This window comes from Streptomyces sp. NPDC019890 (genome assembly GCF_044903445.1).
Lineage (GTDB): Bacteria > Actinomycetota > Actinomycetes > Streptomycetales > Streptomycetaceae > Streptomyces.
Genome location: NZ_JBJDQK010000001.1, coordinates 504,441 through 518,246, shown reverse-complemented (window position 1 = coordinate 518,246; position 13,806 = coordinate 504,441). Strand labels below are relative to the sequence as shown.

Below are 13,806 nucleotides of genomic sequence, written 5' to 3'. Positions count from 1 at the left end.
ACGAGTCGTCCCCTCGGTATGAAACGGGCGTTCATCGCGAGTCTCCCGTCCGCGGAACCACCGGAGTGGCGACCAAGTTCTGGATGTAGCTGTCGAACCACCGCCCGTTGCCGAGGGTGTTGGTGAAGACCCGGACATAGGGCGCGAGCAGCTTGATGCTCCGGTCGAGGCTCGCCTGATTGCGTTCGAGCATCGCGACCACGGAGCCAAGGCCCTTCAGCGCCGGACCGATCTCCTTGCGGTTGTCCGCCACCAGACCGGAGAGCTGGACGCCGAGCGCGGCCGAGCTCTTGAGCAGCGAGTGGATGGCCTCCCGCCGTGCGGCGATCTCCTTGAACAGCTTGTCGCCGTCCTTGACCAGTACGGAGAACTCCTTGGAGCGGTCCGACAGCACACCGGTGACCCCATTGGCGTGGTCCAGCAGGTCCCGCAGCGCCTGGTCGCGGGAGGCGACGCTCCGGGAGATCTTCGACAGGCCCTTGATGGAGGCCCGCACCTCGGCCGGTGAATCCTGGAAGGTGGTGGAGATGGTGTCCATGGCCTTGGCCAACTGGGCCGTGTCGACCTTCTCCGAGGTGGTCGTCAGATCGCTGAACGCCGCCACGACGTCGTACGCGGGAGTCGTCCGGTTCAGCGGGATCTCAGTCCCGGGCCGCAGCTGCCCCGGCCCCTTCGGCTGCAGCGCCAGGTACTTGGCCCCCAGGATCGTCTTGACCCTGATGGCCGCCCCGGTCCTGGTGCCGAAGTCCGGCTCACCCTTGACCCGGAAGGTCACCTTCACATGGTCACCGTCCAGGTCGACCTCGTCGACCTTGCCGACCTTGACCCCGGCGATCCGTACCTCGTCGCCCGGCTTGAGTCCGCCCGCCTCGGAGAAGGCCGCGCTGTAGGTGTCGCCGTCGCCGATCAACGGCAGGCTGTCGGCGTTGAACGCGGCCACCGCGAACAGCGCGAGCGTGGAGATGCCCACGGCTCCGATGAGCACGGGATTGCGGTCGCGGAAGGGAATCATGCGCACCTCGCTCGTGCGACGTGCAGCTCCGGGCTGATGACCTGCCGTGTCTTCGGCAGCACGATCCGGCCGTCGAAGTCGCAGAGGTAGAAGTTGAACCAGGAGCCGTACGAGGCGGTACCCGTCAGCTTGTTGAGCTTGTTCGGCAGCCGTTTCAGCACGCCCTCCACGGTCTTTTCGTTGTCGTTGAGCGTTCCGGTGAGCTCGGCAAGACCGGCGATGTCGTCGCGCAGCGCGGGCCGGGCGTCCTGGAGCAGACCCGAGGTGGCCTCGGTCAGTCCGTCGATGCCCGCGAGCGACGCGCCGATGGGCTTGCGGTCCGCGGACAGACCGGAGATCAGCCGCTGCAACTGCTTGAGCAGGCCGGAGAAGCGGGCGTCCCGCTTGTCCAGGGTCCCCAGCACCGTGTTGAGGTTGTCGATCACCGACCCGATCAGCTCGTCACGGTCGGCGAGCGTCGTGGTGAGCGAGGCGGTGTGCGCGAGCAGGCTGTTGACCGTCCCGCCCTCACCCTGCAGGGTCTTGATGATCTCCGTGGCGAGCTGGTTGACGTCGTTCGGGCTGAGTGCGGCGAACAGGGGCTTGAACCCGCCGAGGAGCGCGTTGAGATCGAGCGCCGGCTTGGTCCTGGACAGCGGGATCGTCCCGCCGGGCGCAAGGCGCGTGCCGTCGCCCACGCCCTCGGTCAGGGCGACATAGCGCGACCCCACCAGGCTGCGGTAGCGGACGACCGCGCCGGTGCTGGTCAGCAGCGGGCGGTCATGGGCGACGGTGAACGTGACCTCGGCGAGCGTACGGTCCTTGATCGCGATGTCCTTGACCTCGCCGACCCGCACGCCGGCCACCCTGATGTCGTCGCCCTCCTCCAGGCTGGTGACATCGCTGAAGACCGCCCGGTAGGTGTCCTCGGGGGTGAAGGTGATATTGACGATGGTCGCCGCGAGCAGCGTGGTCGCCAGCACGGTCACCACCGCGAACAGGCTGAACTTGACCAGCGGCGCCGCGGTTTCGGTGGCTCGGGTCCCCTTCATGCGACACTCACCGCCGTTCCGCGGGCCATCGGACCGAACAGCAGCGTCGCGACCGCGGGCACCCGGTCGGCCGGCATCCCGAGGACGGGGGCCACCAGCGTGCCGATGGCCCGCTGCTCGGCCGCGGTGGCCGACACGCCGGCTCCGCCGGGCAGACCGCTCGCAGCACTCCGCGACGTTCCGTCGTTGAGATGGACGTCCGGTGCGGGGACATGGGGGTTGGGCAGGCCTCTGCAGTCGGGCCCTGAGCGCTCTGCATAGCGCGGTTCCTCACCGGGTCGGTACGCGGGTCGGGGATGGATGAATTCGAGGGTGATCCGCATCTCCCCGCCCCTGAAGGCTTTTTCGGATGCCGCTTCCTGCTTCACCAGGCCGTCCAGGACGCACGGGTATTCGGGCGCGTAGCGGGCGAACAGCGCCAGCGTGGGCCGCGAGACACGGCCGAGCGTGATCATCCGGTCGCCGTTGTCGTCGAAGAACTTCTCCGCGGTGCCGGCGACCGACGTGGTCGCCTTGAGGGCTTCGGCCAGCTGGTCCTTCTTCTCGACGAGGGTGCGGCTGGTGGTGACGGAGTTGCGCAGCACCCGCATCAGATCGGGCGCGGCGTCCCCGTACACCTTCGCCACATCGGCGAAGCGCGTGATGTCCTCCTTGATGGAGGGCATATGGGGGTTGAGCTCGCGCAGATACTTCTCGACGCGGGTCAGATTGGAGCCGATGCGGTCGCCGCGCCCCTCGAGGGCGGTGGAGAACGCCGAGAGTGTGGCGCCCAGATCCGCGGGCCGCACGGTGCGCAGCAGCGGCAGCAGGTCGTTCATCAGCTGCTGCACCTCGATGCCGACCTTGGTGCGGTCCTGGGTGATGACATCACCGGCCCGGATGTGCCGGGTCCGGCTCCCGCGCGGCGGCACCAGATCGACGAACTTCTCGCCGAACAGCGTCTTGGGCAGCAGCCGGGCCTCCACATCGGCCGGGATACGGGAGACATGCTGCGGCTTGAGCGCGATGTCGACCGTCGCCGTGCGGCCGTCGGCCCGCACCGCGCGCACCTCGCCGACCAGCAGCCCGCGCAGCTTGACGTCGGCCCGCGGATCCAGCTGGTTGCCGATCGTGTCGGCCTCCAGAGTGATCCGTACGACCGAGGTGAACATCTGCTGGTACACGGCCACGGACAGCGACAGCAGCAGCGCCATGACGACGAGGAAGGCGATGCCGTACAGCCGCAGCCTGGTGCTTCGTGCCAGGACAGGTCCTGGAATGCGCATCGGCGCTACCCCGCAATCCGTACGGTCGTGTTGGCGCCCCAGATCGCGAGACTGAGGAAGAAGTCGAGGATGTTGATGGCGACGATGGAGGTGCGCACCGCGCGGCCGACCGCGACGCCGACGCCCGCCGGACCGCCGCTCGCGTAGTAGCCGTAGTAGCAGTGCACGAGAATGATCACGACGGCGAAGACGATCACCTTGCCGAAGGACCAGAACACGTCGACCGGCGGCAGATACTGGTGGAAGTAGTGGTCGTAGGTGCCGGTGGACTGTCCGTAGTAGCCGGTGGTGATGGTGCGCGCGGCGAAGTACGAGGACAGCAGCCCGATCACATAGAGCGGGATCACGGCCACAAAGCCGGCGATCATCCGGGTGGTCACCAGGAACGGCAGCGAGGGAACGCCCATGACCTCCAGCGCATCGGTCTCCTCGCTGATCCGCATCGCGCCCAGCTGGGCGGTGAATCCGGCGCCGACCGTTGCGGACAGAGCCAGGCCCGCCACCAGCGGTGCGATCTCACGGGTGTTGAAGTACGCCGAGAGGAACGCCACGAAGTTCGAGGTGCCCAGCTGGTTCAGCGCCGCATAGCCCTGCAGGCCCACCTCGGTGCCGGTGAAGAAGGACAGGAAGGCGATGACGCCGACGGTGCCGCCGATGACGGCCAGCGCCCCGCGGCCGAAGCTCACCTCCGCGAGCAGCCGCAGAGTCTCCTTCTTGTAGCGGCGCAGCGTCCGCCCGGTCCATGCCAGCGAGCGTCCGTAGAAGGTCAGTTGGGTGCCCAGCTCCTCGAGCCGGTCCAGCACCAGACGATTCATCAGTGCCATCCGTCAACCCCTCTGCGGAACGACTTGGAAGTACACCGCCGTCATCACGAAGTTCGTCACGAACAGCAACATGAAAGTGATCACCACCGACTGGTTCACCGCGTCGCCGACGCCCTTCGGCCCGCCCTTGGCGGTCAGCCCCTTGTAGGAGGCGACGATCGCGGCGATCGCGCCGAACACCAGGGCCTTGAGCTCGGCCGCCCACAGATCCGACAGCTGGGCGAGCGTGGTGAAGGAGGCGAGATACGCGCCGGGCGTGCCGTTCTGCAGGATCACGTTGAAGAAGTAGCCGCCGGCCACGCCGACCACCGACACAAGGCCGTTGAGCAGCACCGCCACCACCATGGTGGCCAGCACCCTCGGAACCACGAGCCGGTGGATCGGGTCGATGCCCAGCACCTGCATCGCGTCGATCTCCTCGCGGATCTTGCGCGCTCCGAGATCCGCGCAGATCGCCGTGCCGCCCGCGCCCGCGATCAGCAGCGCGGTGACGATCGGCGAGGCCTCCCTGAGGACCGCGAGCACCGAGGCCGCACCCGAGAACGACTGGGCGCCCAGCTGCCGCGTCAGGCTGCCGATCTGCAGGGCGATGACCGCCCCGAAGGGGATGGAGACCAGCGCGGTGGGCAGGATCGTGACACTGGCGACGAACCAGGCCTGCTGGATGAACTCACGTGCCTGAAAAGGGCGTTTGGGTATCGTCCGCAGGACGTCGAGTCCCATGGCGAACAGGCTGCCGGTATGCCTCAGCGCTCCGACGGGGGACAGGCTCATTTGCCCCACACCTCCTCGCCGCGCAGCGCCCGGACCCCGCGCAGCGACTCCCGGTCGGCGATGGCCTCCCAGCGCGGTGGCCGGGTGATGCCCGGGGACGGCAGCAGCCGCGGAGTCACCTCCTGTACGGCCTCGGTGCCGGCGCGTTCCCCGTCGCCGAGCTGCGCCAGCTCCTGCTCGACCTGGGCCGCGTCCTTCTCCTCGGCCATCCCGATCGGACCCTGCATACGGCCGTTGAGGAACTGCCGTACCACCGGCTCCTCGCTGGTCAGCAGCTTCTCCCGGGGACCGAACATCACCAGCTCGCGGCGGAACAGCAGCCCGATGTTGTCCGGGACCTGCCGCGCCGATGCGATGTCGTGGGTGACGATCAGGAAGGTGGCGTCGATCTGTGCGTTGAGGTCGACGATCAGCTGGTTGAGATAGGCCACCCGGACCGGATCGAGCCCGGAGTCCGGCTCGTCGAAGAGAATGATCTCCGGGTCGAGCACCAGGGCACGCGCGAGACCGGCCCGTTTGCGCATACCTCCGGATATCTCGCCGGGCAGCTTGTCCTCGGCGCCGATCAGCCCGACCATGTCCATCTTCTCGAGCACGATCCGTCTGATCTCGCTCTCCGACTTGCGGGTGTGCTCCCGCAGCGGGAAGGCGATGTTGTCGTAGAGATTCATCGACCCGAACAGCGCGCCGTCCTGGAACAGCACGCCGAACAGCTTCCGTACCTCGTACAGGTCGTGTTCGCGCAGGGAGGTGATGTCCGTGCCGTCGATCCGGATCGACCCGCGCTCGGGCTTGAGCAGCCCGACGAGCGTCTTGAGGAACACCGACTTGCCCGTGCCCGAGGGGCCGAGCATCACGGAGACCTCCCCGGCCGGCAACGTCAGAGAGACGTCCTGCCAGATGACCTGGTGGCCGAAGGACTTGGTCAGTCCTTCCACACAGATCTCGACACCCATACGGTTCACCCTTCGCCGTGGAGCGGTCCGACATCTGCTCTACGGGGAGGGCGGCCCCGTCCGTCGCTGAGAGGGGAAGATTTTTTTACGGGCCTGGAATGGGGCTGGAATCAGGGTGGAACAGGAGATGCACGCTGGTCCGCCAGGTCCTGTCCGCCGGTGTCAGCGGGGGTGGAGGTCACGGCGGTCACCCGTTCCGCGGCCGACCCGAGCCCTCGTCCCTGCCACGATCTCCCTGTCACGGACGGTGGAGACCGTGGTGTGATGGCGCCGTGAGCCGCGCTGCAGAAGAGAGCAACCGCCGCATGCTTCGGGCGCGGGACGCGATGGACCGCGCCTACGCGCAGCCGCTGGACGTCCCGGCCCTGGCCCGGATCGCCCATGTGTCTCCGGCGCACTTCACGCGCACCTTCCGGGCCACGTTCGGCGAGACGCCGCACCGCTACCTGCAGCGCCGCCGTGTCGAGCGTGCGATGTTCCTGTTGCGGGAGACCGACCGCAGTGTGACGGACATCTGCTTCCAGGTCGGCTTCGGCAGCCCGGGAACCTTCAGCCGCACGTTCCGCGACATCGTCGGCCGGTCACCGAGGACGTACCGCAAGGAGGCGACGGCCACGGGCGTGCCGACGTGCTTCACGATGGCGTGGACGCGCCCGAGCGTCTGACCGTCCGCAGTGCCCGTACCGTCCGTCGGCTGAGCAGTTTTGGATAAGTTTTCGTCCGGCTTGCGCAGTAGCGTGATGCACATGTTCAACGCCATCACGCACTCACAGATTTACGTCCTCGACCAGGACGAGGCCCTCGACTTCTACGTCGGCAAGCTTGGCCTGGAGGTCAACGCCGACGTCGACATGGGCTTCATGCGCTGGCTGACCGTCAGCGTCCCCGGTCACCCCGAACGCCAGATCCTGCTGGAGAAGCCGGGCGCTCCGGCGATGTCCGAGGCGACGGCGCAGCAGGTCCGCGAACTGGTGACCAAGGGGGTGATGGGTGGCCATCTCATCTTCAGCACGGACGACTGCCGCAAGACGTACGAGACGCTGCTGGGCCGGGGCGTCGAGTTCACCGAGGAACCCACCGATCGCCCGTACGGAACCGACTGCGGCCTCCGCGATCCCTTCGGCAACCACATCCGCTTCACCCAGCCGAAGGCCTGAGGACTGTTCTACGGGTTCTCCGGAAGGTGCCTACGGCTGGCTCGGCACCTGCGGTACGGACGTGTTCGCCTCCGGCGCGTCCGTGGAGAGCGGCGGCTTCGGCAGGGGCGTGGACGACAGGTCCGACGCCGTCGGCAGGTCGGGTACGGCCGGAACGTCCGGTACGGCGGGAAGGTCCGGCGCCGACGAGAGGCGGGGCACGGTCAGGTCCGGGACGGGGACCTTCGGCACGGGCGACACGTCCGGAATGTCGGGTGTGGGCAGCGGCAGTTCCGGCAGCGCGGGCAGCGAGGGCACGGTGAGCCCCGGGCCGCCGTACCGCTTGGTCCCGGTCGGGCCGGCATCCTCCCCGGCATCCGTGCTGGGGGCCGGCGTCTCACCACCCGCCGTCGGCGACGGCACCTCCGCGGATCCCGAGACGGCGGGGACCGCCGGCCGCGAGCGGTCCGGCCCGTCCCAGTCGTGGGCGTACGGCAGGATCAGCCCCGCGACTGCCAGCGTCGCCGCCGTCGAGGCCACCGCCACCGCGTGGGTGTTCCCGCCCCGCGGACGGCCACGCCCGATCAGCCACAGCGCAAGACCGAGGGTGGCGGCCAGCGAGTTGCGCAGTGTCCGACGAGCCCGTGCCAGCAGCGACTCGACGGTCCGGTAGCTCAGCCCCATCTTCACGGCGACCTGGCCGACGTCCAGGTCCTCGGACTTCAGCCACAGGGCCTCGGCCTGTCGGGCGGGCAGCTCCCCGCTGCGGCGCGCCAGCCACCTCGCCTCGGCCCGGTCGCAGACCGCCTCCTCGACCGGCACCGGGACAGGGGTGAGCAGCGGGGGACTGCTGCGCACCTCGGTCTCGCGGTTGACCTGCCGGTATCGGTCCACGCACAGCCGCATCGTGACCGTCGTCAGCCAGGCGCCCAGCCGCTCGTCGTCCAGCTGCGGGTTCTCGGCGGCGCGCACCATCGCCTCGTGCACCGCGTCCTCGGCGTCCTCCAGGCTCATGGACCTGCGCCGGGCCACCTTGAGCAGCTGCTCGCGGTGGCTCCATGCCCGCTGCCACCGTTCGTAGGCCGCTTCCGCGTCCGTCGTCATGAGGGCCCCTTCGCGCTCACCCGGCCGGACAGAGTGCAGGCCCGGCGCGGGGGAGATTACCGCTCAGTATCCGGGCTTGTGGAGGGGGAGGCCCGGATCGATTCCTTTCCGTTGCTGGTCAGCGGATCGACCTTGGGCAGCTCGGGAAGGGCGCTCGGGACCGGAATCAGCGGCGCCGCAGGCTCGGAGCCACCGCTCCCATTCTGGGAGGGCGAGGGTGAAGGGGCGGGCGTGGGCGAGGACTTGGACCCGCCGCCGTGGTCGGCCGGGTGGGAAGGAGCCGCGGAGGACACGCGCGGCCGTGGCGTGCCCGACGGCTTCGACTTCGGGCGGACGGCCGGTCCGGAGCCCTGGTCCGGCACGACCCGGTGACCCTCCAGGTAGTACGCGAACCATGCCCTGACCGTGTGCAGATACGCAGAGGAGTGGTTGTAGCCCAGGATCGCGCGGTCCAGGTCCGCCCCTTCGGAGAGATCCCGCCCGCCCGCGCACAGATAGTTCCCGGCCGCGAGGGCCGCGTCGTAGATGTTGCCGGGATCGCTGCGTCCGTCACCGTTGCCGTCGGCGCCCCACCTGGCCCAGGTCGACGGGATGAACTGCATCGGGCCGACGGCACGGTCGTACACGGTGTCCCCGTCGTACAGTCCGCCGTCGGTGTCCCCGATGGCGGCGAACCCGTTGCCGTCCAGCCGCGGGCCCAGGATCGGTGAGAGCGTCGTGCCGTCCGCGCTCACTCGGCCGCCGCGTGCCTGCCCGGACTCCACCTGGCCGATGGCGGCAAGCAGCTGCCAGCGCAGCCGGCAGCCCGGCCTGCTGTCCGTGAGACCGTCCTCGGCCCTGCGGTACGCGGCCAGCACGGTGGCCGGCAGCGCGCCGCCGACCGAGGCGCCGGAGCCCTGCGCACCCTCCCTGCCCGCCGTACCGGCTTCCGCTCCGGGCGCCCGCAGCGGTGGAAGCTCCGTGCGGTACGCGGTGTCGCCGGAGACGCTCGGCCCCGCGGGGGCCGGCCGGCGCTTCGCCGGGGCCTGTGCTGTCGCCCCCGGTGCTTGCGAAGCGGTCAGTGCCGCCATGGCCGCCGTAATGACCACCGTCGCCTTGACACCCCTGCGCGTGCGCCCTGTCATGATGCAGACCCCTCCCAGTGCCGCTGTTCGCGGTGTTCTTCACCTGCTCTACGCGGCACCGGCGCAGTTCCGTCGCAAGGAGTCGCAACTTTCTCGGGTCTTTTTCCGGGTCTGTTCCGGGCGGGGAGGGGCAGAGAGGGCCGACGACGGCGCCGGAGGGCGCGGCTAACGTGGGGGCATGGTGCGACTGAGAGTGGAGTTCACGACCGAGCCGTTCGACCTGGACGAGCCGCCGGCGCACGCGCTGGCCGTCCGCGAGGTCGTCCAGAGCGCGGAACTGGACAAGGTGGATGTCGGCCCGTTCGGCAACACCGCCGAGGGAGGCGCCGACGAGGTGCTGAACGCGGTCGACGCGCTGCTGCGCAAGGCCCTCGCGACCGGTGCCACCCGGGTCTCCCTGCAGCTCAATGTCCTGGAGGGCGAGGAATGAGCGCGCCCGCCGACCACGCACTCGCCCAGGCGGTCAAGCCGCTCGTGGACGCCATGGGCGGCGTCCTGCTCGCACCCGGCGAGGCACGCGAGGACGACGTCATACTCAGCTGGGAGGGCGAGGAGGTCGTCGCCGTACGCCTCCCGCAGCTCGCGGACTCACTCGAGCACATCCTGGCGGCGCTGGAGCGGCAGCACGGCAAGCCGCTCGCCGAGCTGGACCGCAAGACCAAGCAATCGGTCGTCAGAACGCTCGAGGCGCGCGGCGCGTTCTCCGTACGGCACGGCGTGGAGACGGTGGCCGGCGCGCTCGGCGTCAGCCGCTTCACCGTCTACAACTACCTCAACCGGGAAAAAGCTACCTGAACAGGGGAAACGCCGCCAAGAGCGGCTGAGAGCCCGCGGTCGTGCGCCGCCGTGCGGATGCCCGGACGGCGGCTTGAGCGTTGCCGAGTTTTCAACAAAGTGTTGACGTTATGTTGCCCGAGGGCGTTAGCTGTTCGCAGACCTTCCATGCACAGCGAAAACAGCCACGGAGGCTCCCGTGACTTCGAGTCCACAGCGCTTGCCGGGGGAGGCCCCCGGACCCCCGGCGGGTCTCACCCGGTTCAACACCTCACAGGACAGCGCGGCCCTGGCCGCACTTCAGAAGGTGTGCGCCAGTTCGGCGTGGGGGAGCAAGCTGCTCGCCCAGCGTCCGTTCGCCACCGTGGAGGCTCTCTTCGACGCCGGCGACGCCGCCATGGCAGAGCTGAGCGCCGAGGATCTGGCCGAGGCGATGGCCGGGCACCCGCCGATCGGCCGGCCGAAGCCCGGGGACCAGACGTCGTCGCGCGAACAGAGCGGGATGGCCGGTGCCTCCGAGCAGCTCAAGGCCGAAATGCTCGAACTGAACCTGTCCTACCAGGACAAGTTCGGACACGTCTTTCTGATCTGTGCCACCGGCCGGACCGGTGAGCAGATGCGTGATGCGGTCCGCGAGCGGATCGGGAACTCGCCCGAGCAGGAGCGGGAAATCGTCCGCGCCGAACTGGGCAAGATCAACCGCATCCGGCTGACCCGGCTCGCAGAGCTCGTGGAGGAAGAGAGCGCATGAGCACGGAAACCACCGCGTCAGTGTCCACGCACATCCTGGACACCAGCATCGGACGCCCCGCCGAGGGCGTGGCCATCTCGCTCGCGGCCCGCAGTGGCTTCGATGCGCAGTGGGTCGCGCTCGGCGGCTCCACGACCGATGCGGACGGGCGCTGCAAGGACCTGCCGGCGCTGCCGGAAGGAACGACCCATGTACGTCTCGACTTCGAGACCGAGGCGTACTTCTCAGACAAGCACGGTGCCAACAAGCAAGCCGAGGCGCAGCAGGACGCCCCCCGCGTAAGGGACAGCGGTGCGTTCTTCCCGGAGGTGGCGATCACGTTCGCCGTCACACCGGGCGAGCACTACCACGTACCGCTGCTGCTCAACCCGTTCGGCTACTCCGTTTACCGAGGGAGCTAGCAGACATGCCCACGATTCTCGGCCAGAACCAGTACGGCAAAGCAGAGAACCGCGTCGTCAAGATCACGCGGGACGGCGACACCCACCACATCAAGGACCTGAACGTCTCGGTCGCCCTCTCCGGCGACATGGACGACGTCCACTACTCCGGCTCCAACGCCAACGTCCTGCCGACCGACACCACCAAGAACACGGTGTACGCGTTCGCCAAGGAGTACGGCATCGAGTCGGCCGAGCAGTTCGGCATCCACCTGGCCCGTCACTTCGTGACCAGCCAGGAGCCGATCCACCGGGCGCGTATCCGCATCGAGGAGTACGCCTGGGAGCGCATCGAGACCTCGGACAACAACTCCCGGTTCATCGGGGCCGACGAGGTCAAGCACTCCTTCGTACGCAAGGGCCAGGAGACCCGCGTCACCCAGATCACCTTCGACGGCGAGACGTGGCAGGTCATCTCCGGCCTCAAGGACCTCGTCGTGATGAACTCGACGAACTCCGAGTTCTGGGGCTACGTCAAGGACAAGTACACGACGCTCCCGGAGGCGTACGACCGTATCCTCGCGACCCAGGTGTCCGCCAAGTGGCGCTACAGCTGGTCCTCGGACGAGGAGCGGATGCCGAACTGGGAGAAGTCCTACGAGCAGGCCAGGAAGCACATGCTCCAGGCCTTCGCCGAGACGTACTCCCTCTCGCTCCAGCAGACCCTGTACCAAATGGGTTCGCGCATCATCAACAGCCGCAGCGAGATCGACGAGATCCGCTTCTCGCTGCCGAACAAGCACCACTTCCTGGTGGACCTCGAGCCGTTCGGGCTCAAGAACGACAACGAGGTCTACTTCGCTGCCGACCGTCCGTACGGCCTGATCGAGGCCACCGTCCTGCGGGACGGCATCGAGCCGCAGATCCCGGTCGACATGACCAACCTCTAGCAGTTCTGCCGTACCCCCGACGTGCGCGCCGGCGTCAGGTCCCAGGGGGAGAGCGGGGGCATCTGCGCAACAACAGCACCGCGGACCCGGTCGTCACCCCGCTCGACCCCCGGGTCCGTTCCACCAAAGGGAAGAACTGAGGACCCACCATGGCGGCTTCGCGCATCGTCATCGAGAACTGTTCCATCGCGACCGTGGACGCGAACGACACCGAGTACGCCACCGGCCACATCGTCGTCGCGGACAACCGGATCGAGTCGGTCGGACCGGGCAAGGCCCCCGCCGGCCTGGAGAACGTGGTCCGCCGCATCGACGGCACCGGCCATCTCGCCACCCCCGGCCTGATCAACACGCACCACCACTTCTACCAGTGGATCACCAGGGGCCTCGCCACCGACCACAACCTCTTCAACTGGCTGGTCGCGCTCTACCCGACATGGGCGCGCATCGACGAACCGATGGCCCGCGCGGCGGCCCAGGGCTCCCTCGCCATGATGGCCCGCGGCGGTGTCACCACCGCGATGGACCACCACTACGTCTACCCGCAGGGCTCCGGCGACCTGTCCGGCGCGATCATCGGTGCCGCTTCGGACATGGGTGTGCGGTTCACCCTCGCCCGCGGCTCCATGGACCGCGGAAAGTCGGACGGCGGCCTGCCGCCGGACTTCGCCGTCGAGTCGCTCGAAGGCGCGCTGGCCGCCACCGAGGCGACCGTCGACAAGCACCACGACGCCTCCTTCGACGCGATGACCCAGATCGCCGTCGCGCCCTGCTCGCCCTTCTCCGTATCCACCGAACTGATGCGCCAGGGAGCCGAGCTGGCGCGCCGCAAGGGCGTACGCCTGCACACCCACGGCTCGGAGACCGTCGAGGAGGAGGAGTTCTGCAAGGAGCTCTTCGGGATGGGGCCGACCGACTACTTCGAGTCGACCGGCTGGCTCGGCTCTGACGTGTGGATGGCGCACTGCGTCCACATGAACGACTCGGACATCGCCGCCTTCGCCCGTACGGGCACGGGCGTCGCGCACTGCCCGTCCTCCAACGCCCGCCTGGCCGCGGGCATCGCCCGCGTCCCCGACATGCTGAAGGCGGGCGTCCCGGTCGGCCTCGGCGTCGACGGCACCGCCTCCAACGAGTCGGGCGAGCTGCACACCGAGTTGCGCAACGCCCTCCTCATCAACCGGCTCGGGGCCCACCGCGAAGCCGCCCTGAACGCGCGACAGGCGCTGCGCCTCGGTACGTACGGCGGTGCCCAGGTCCTCGGCCGCGCCGAGCAGATCGGCTCCCTGGAGGCCGGCAAGCTCGCCGACCTGGTGCTGTGGAAGCTGGACACGCTCGCCCACTCCTCCATCGCCGACCCGGTGATCGCGCTCGTCTTCGGCGCGGCCGCCCCGGTCTCGCTCTCCCTGGTCAACGGCAAGGCCGTCGTCGAGGCGGGCCGTCTGACCACGGTGGACGAGGACGCCATCGCCCGCTCCGCGCGGGACGAGGCACAGCGACTGGCGCGCATCGCCGCGCAGGCCTGATTCAAGGGAAGTCCGGTCGAGGGGGACGGCCCTCGACCGGCGGCCGTGGACCCGAGCGGGGTCCATGGCAGCCGTGACCGGGGGGTGGGGGGGCCCCCCCCCGGGGGGGCCCGGGTTTATTTTTGGGGGCGTAATTGGGGTAACGACCCCGGGGGTTTAAATGTGGACCCCCATGGGGATGGGGACAAAAGGGTTTTTT

At 68.8% G+C, this 13,806-nt stretch carries 16 protein-coding genes; 8 read left to right on the top strand and 8 right to left on the bottom strand.

What is annotated here, in order from left to right:
• Nucleotides 1-31: 31 nt before the first annotated feature.
• Genes ACI2LP_RS02270 through ACI2LP_RS02245 form a run of 6 tightly spaced genes read right to left on the bottom strand, consistent with a single transcriptional unit; the run spans nt 32 to nt 5,862 of the window.
• Nucleotides 32-1,012 (bottom strand): MCE family protein, encoded by a 981-nt coding sequence (locus ACI2LP_RS02270; RefSeq protein ID WP_404722630.1) that lies wholly within the window; start codon nt 1,010-1,012, stop codon nt 32-34.
• Nucleotides 1,009-2,043, bottom strand: coding sequence for an MCE family protein (locus ACI2LP_RS02265; protein ID WP_404722629.1), 1,035 nt, complete (start codon nt 2,041-2,043; stop codon nt 1,009-1,011). The genes ACI2LP_RS02270 and ACI2LP_RS02265 overlap by 4 nt, the downstream gene beginning before the upstream one ends.
• Nucleotides 2,040-3,308 (bottom strand): MCE family protein, encoded by a 1,269-nt coding sequence (locus ACI2LP_RS02260; protein WP_404722628.1) that lies wholly within the window; start codon nt 3,306-3,308, stop codon nt 2,040-2,042. The genes ACI2LP_RS02265 and ACI2LP_RS02260 overlap by 4 nt, the downstream gene beginning before the upstream one ends.
• Nucleotides 3,309-3,313: 5 nt before the next feature.
• A complete protein-coding gene (locus ACI2LP_RS02255) occupies nt 3,314-4,132 on the bottom strand; it encodes an ABC transporter permease (protein WP_360876505.1) in 819 nt (272 codons plus the stop codon).
• Nucleotides 4,133-4,135: 3 nt separating this feature from the next.
• Nucleotides 4,136-4,906, bottom strand: coding sequence for an MlaE family ABC transporter permease (locus ACI2LP_RS02250; protein WP_404722627.1), 771 nt, complete (start codon nt 4,904-4,906; stop codon nt 4,136-4,138).
• Nucleotides 4,903-5,862, bottom strand: a complete 960-nt coding sequence (locus tag ACI2LP_RS02245; RefSeq protein ID WP_404722626.1) for an ABC transporter ATP-binding protein — start codon at nt 5,860-5,862, stop codon at nt 4,903-4,905. Before ACI2LP_RS02245 ends, ACI2LP_RS02250 begins: the two co-directional genes overlap by 4 nt.
• Nucleotides 5,863-6,134: 272 nt before the next feature.
• Here ACI2LP_RS02245 and ACI2LP_RS02240 point away from each other — a divergent pair, with 272 nt between their 5' ends.
• Together ACI2LP_RS02240 and ACI2LP_RS02235 are read left to right on the top strand one after the other, a co-directional pair.
• The gene (locus tag ACI2LP_RS02240; RefSeq protein WP_404722625.1) at nt 6,135-6,527 is read left to right on the top strand and encodes a helix-turn-helix domain-containing protein; all 393 of its coding nucleotides are present in this window, start codon (nt 6,135-6,137) and stop codon (nt 6,525-6,527) included.
• Nucleotides 6,528-6,608: 81 nt separating this feature from the next.
• Entirely contained in the window at nt 6,609-7,019 is a 411-nt protein-coding gene (locus ACI2LP_RS02235) for a VOC family protein (protein ID WP_404722624.1), read from the top strand.
• Nucleotides 7,020-7,049: 30 nt separating this feature from the next.
• Here the strand turns inward: ACI2LP_RS02235 and ACI2LP_RS02230 are convergent, their stop codons facing one another.
• Both ACI2LP_RS02230 and ACI2LP_RS02225 read right to left on the bottom strand, forming a co-directional pair.
• Nucleotides 7,050-8,102, bottom strand: coding sequence for an RNA polymerase sigma factor (locus ACI2LP_RS02230; protein WP_404722623.1), 1,053 nt, complete (start codon nt 8,100-8,102; stop codon nt 7,050-7,052).
• 56 nt (nt 8,103-8,158) lie between these two features.
• The gene (locus ACI2LP_RS02225) at nt 8,159-9,226 is read right to left on the bottom strand and encodes a lytic transglycosylase domain-containing protein (RefSeq protein ID WP_404722622.1); all 1,068 of its coding nucleotides are present in this window, start codon (nt 9,224-9,226) and stop codon (nt 8,159-8,161) included.
• A 181-nt stretch (nt 9,227-9,407) separates the two neighbouring features.
• Between ACI2LP_RS02225 and ACI2LP_RS02220 the strand changes: the two genes are divergently transcribed.
• The 6 genes from ACI2LP_RS02220 (at nt 9,408) to ACI2LP_RS02195 (ending at nt 13,607) form a co-directional block, all read left to right on the top strand.
• Nucleotides 9,408-9,656, top strand: a complete 249-nt coding sequence (locus ACI2LP_RS02220; RefSeq protein ID WP_360876625.1) for a hypothetical protein — start codon at nt 9,408-9,410, stop codon at nt 9,654-9,656.
• Nucleotides 9,653-10,021: a helix-turn-helix domain-containing protein gene (locus ACI2LP_RS02215; RefSeq protein WP_404722621.1), complete on the top strand. Its 369-nt coding sequence runs from the start codon at nt 9,653-9,655 to the stop codon at nt 10,019-10,021. Before ACI2LP_RS02220 ends, ACI2LP_RS02215 begins: the two co-directional genes overlap by 4 nt.
• A 178-nt stretch (nt 10,022-10,199) precedes the next feature.
• Nucleotides 10,200-10,751 carry a 2-oxo-4-hydroxy-4-carboxy-5-ureidoimidazoline decarboxylase gene (uraD, locus tag ACI2LP_RS02210; protein WP_404722620.1) on the top strand — a complete coding sequence of 184 codons (552 nt, stop codon included), beginning with the start codon at nt 10,200-10,202 and terminating at the stop codon, nt 10,749-10,751.
• On the top strand, nt 10,748-11,152 hold the full coding sequence (gene uraH, locus ACI2LP_RS02205; protein ID WP_404722619.1) for a hydroxyisourate hydrolase: 405 nt from the start codon (nt 10,748-10,750) through the stop codon (nt 11,150-11,152). Before uraD ends, uraH begins: the two co-directional genes overlap by 4 nt.
• A gap of 5 nt (nt 11,153-11,157) precedes the next feature.
• Nucleotides 11,158-12,081 carry a factor-independent urate hydroxylase gene (gene pucL / locus ACI2LP_RS02200; protein WP_404722618.1) on the top strand — a complete coding sequence of 308 codons (924 nt, stop codon included), beginning with the start codon at nt 11,158-11,160 and terminating at the stop codon, nt 12,079-12,081.
• Nucleotides 12,082-12,230: 149 nt separating this feature from the next.
• Nucleotides 12,231-13,607 carry an 8-oxoguanine deaminase gene (locus tag ACI2LP_RS02195; RefSeq protein ID WP_404722617.1) on the top strand — a complete coding sequence of 459 codons (1,377 nt, stop codon included), beginning with the start codon at nt 12,231-12,233 and terminating at the stop codon, nt 13,605-13,607.
• Nucleotides 13,608-13,806 lie beyond the last annotated feature (199 nt).

Excerpts from the sequence above, each read along its gene's own strand:
- ACI2LP_RS02270 (WP_404722630.1), bottom strand. The coding sequence starts at position 1,012 with ATGATTCCCTTCCGCGACCGCAATCCCGTGCTCATCGGAGCCGTGGGC.
- ACI2LP_RS02265 (WP_404722629.1), bottom strand. The coding sequence starts at position 2,043 with ATGAAGGGGACCCGAGCCACCGAAACCGCGGCGCCGCTGGTCAAGTTC.
- ACI2LP_RS02260 (WP_404722628.1), bottom strand. The coding sequence starts at position 3,308 with ATGCGCATTCCAGGACCTGTCCTGGCACGAAGCACCAGGCTGCGGCTG.
- ACI2LP_RS02255 (WP_360876505.1), bottom strand. The coding sequence starts at position 4,132 with ATGGCACTGATGAATCGTCTGGTGCTGGACCGGCTCGAGGAGCTGGGC.
- ACI2LP_RS02250 (WP_404722627.1), bottom strand. The coding sequence starts at position 4,906 with ATGAGCCTGTCCCCCGTCGGAGCGCTGAGGCATACCGGCAGCCTGTTC.
- ACI2LP_RS02245 (WP_404722626.1), bottom strand. The coding sequence starts at position 5,862 with ATGGGTGTCGAGATCTGTGTGGAAGGACTGACCAAGTCCTTCGGCCAC.
- ACI2LP_RS02235 (WP_404722624.1), top strand. The coding sequence starts at position 6,609 with ATGTTCAACGCCATCACGCACTCACAGATTTACGTCCTCGACCAGGAC.
- ACI2LP_RS02230 (WP_404722623.1), bottom strand. The coding sequence starts at position 8,102 with ATGACGACGGACGCGGAAGCGGCCTACGAACGGTGGCAGCGGGCATGG.
- ACI2LP_RS02225 (WP_404722622.1), bottom strand. The coding sequence starts at position 9,226 with ATGACAGGGCGCACGCGCAGGGGTGTCAAGGCGACGGTGGTCATTACG.
- ACI2LP_RS02215 (WP_404722621.1), top strand. The coding sequence starts at position 9,653 with ATGAGCGCGCCCGCCGACCACGCACTCGCCCAGGCGGTCAAGCCGCTC.
- uraH (WP_404722619.1), top strand. The coding sequence starts at position 10,748 with ATGAGCACGGAAACCACCGCGTCAGTGTCCACGCACATCCTGGACACC.
- pucL (WP_404722618.1), top strand. The coding sequence starts at position 11,158 with ATGCCCACGATTCTCGGCCAGAACCAGTACGGCAAAGCAGAGAACCGC.
- ACI2LP_RS02195 (WP_404722617.1), top strand. The coding sequence starts at position 12,231 with ATGGCGGCTTCGCGCATCGTCATCGAGAACTGTTCCATCGCGACCGTG.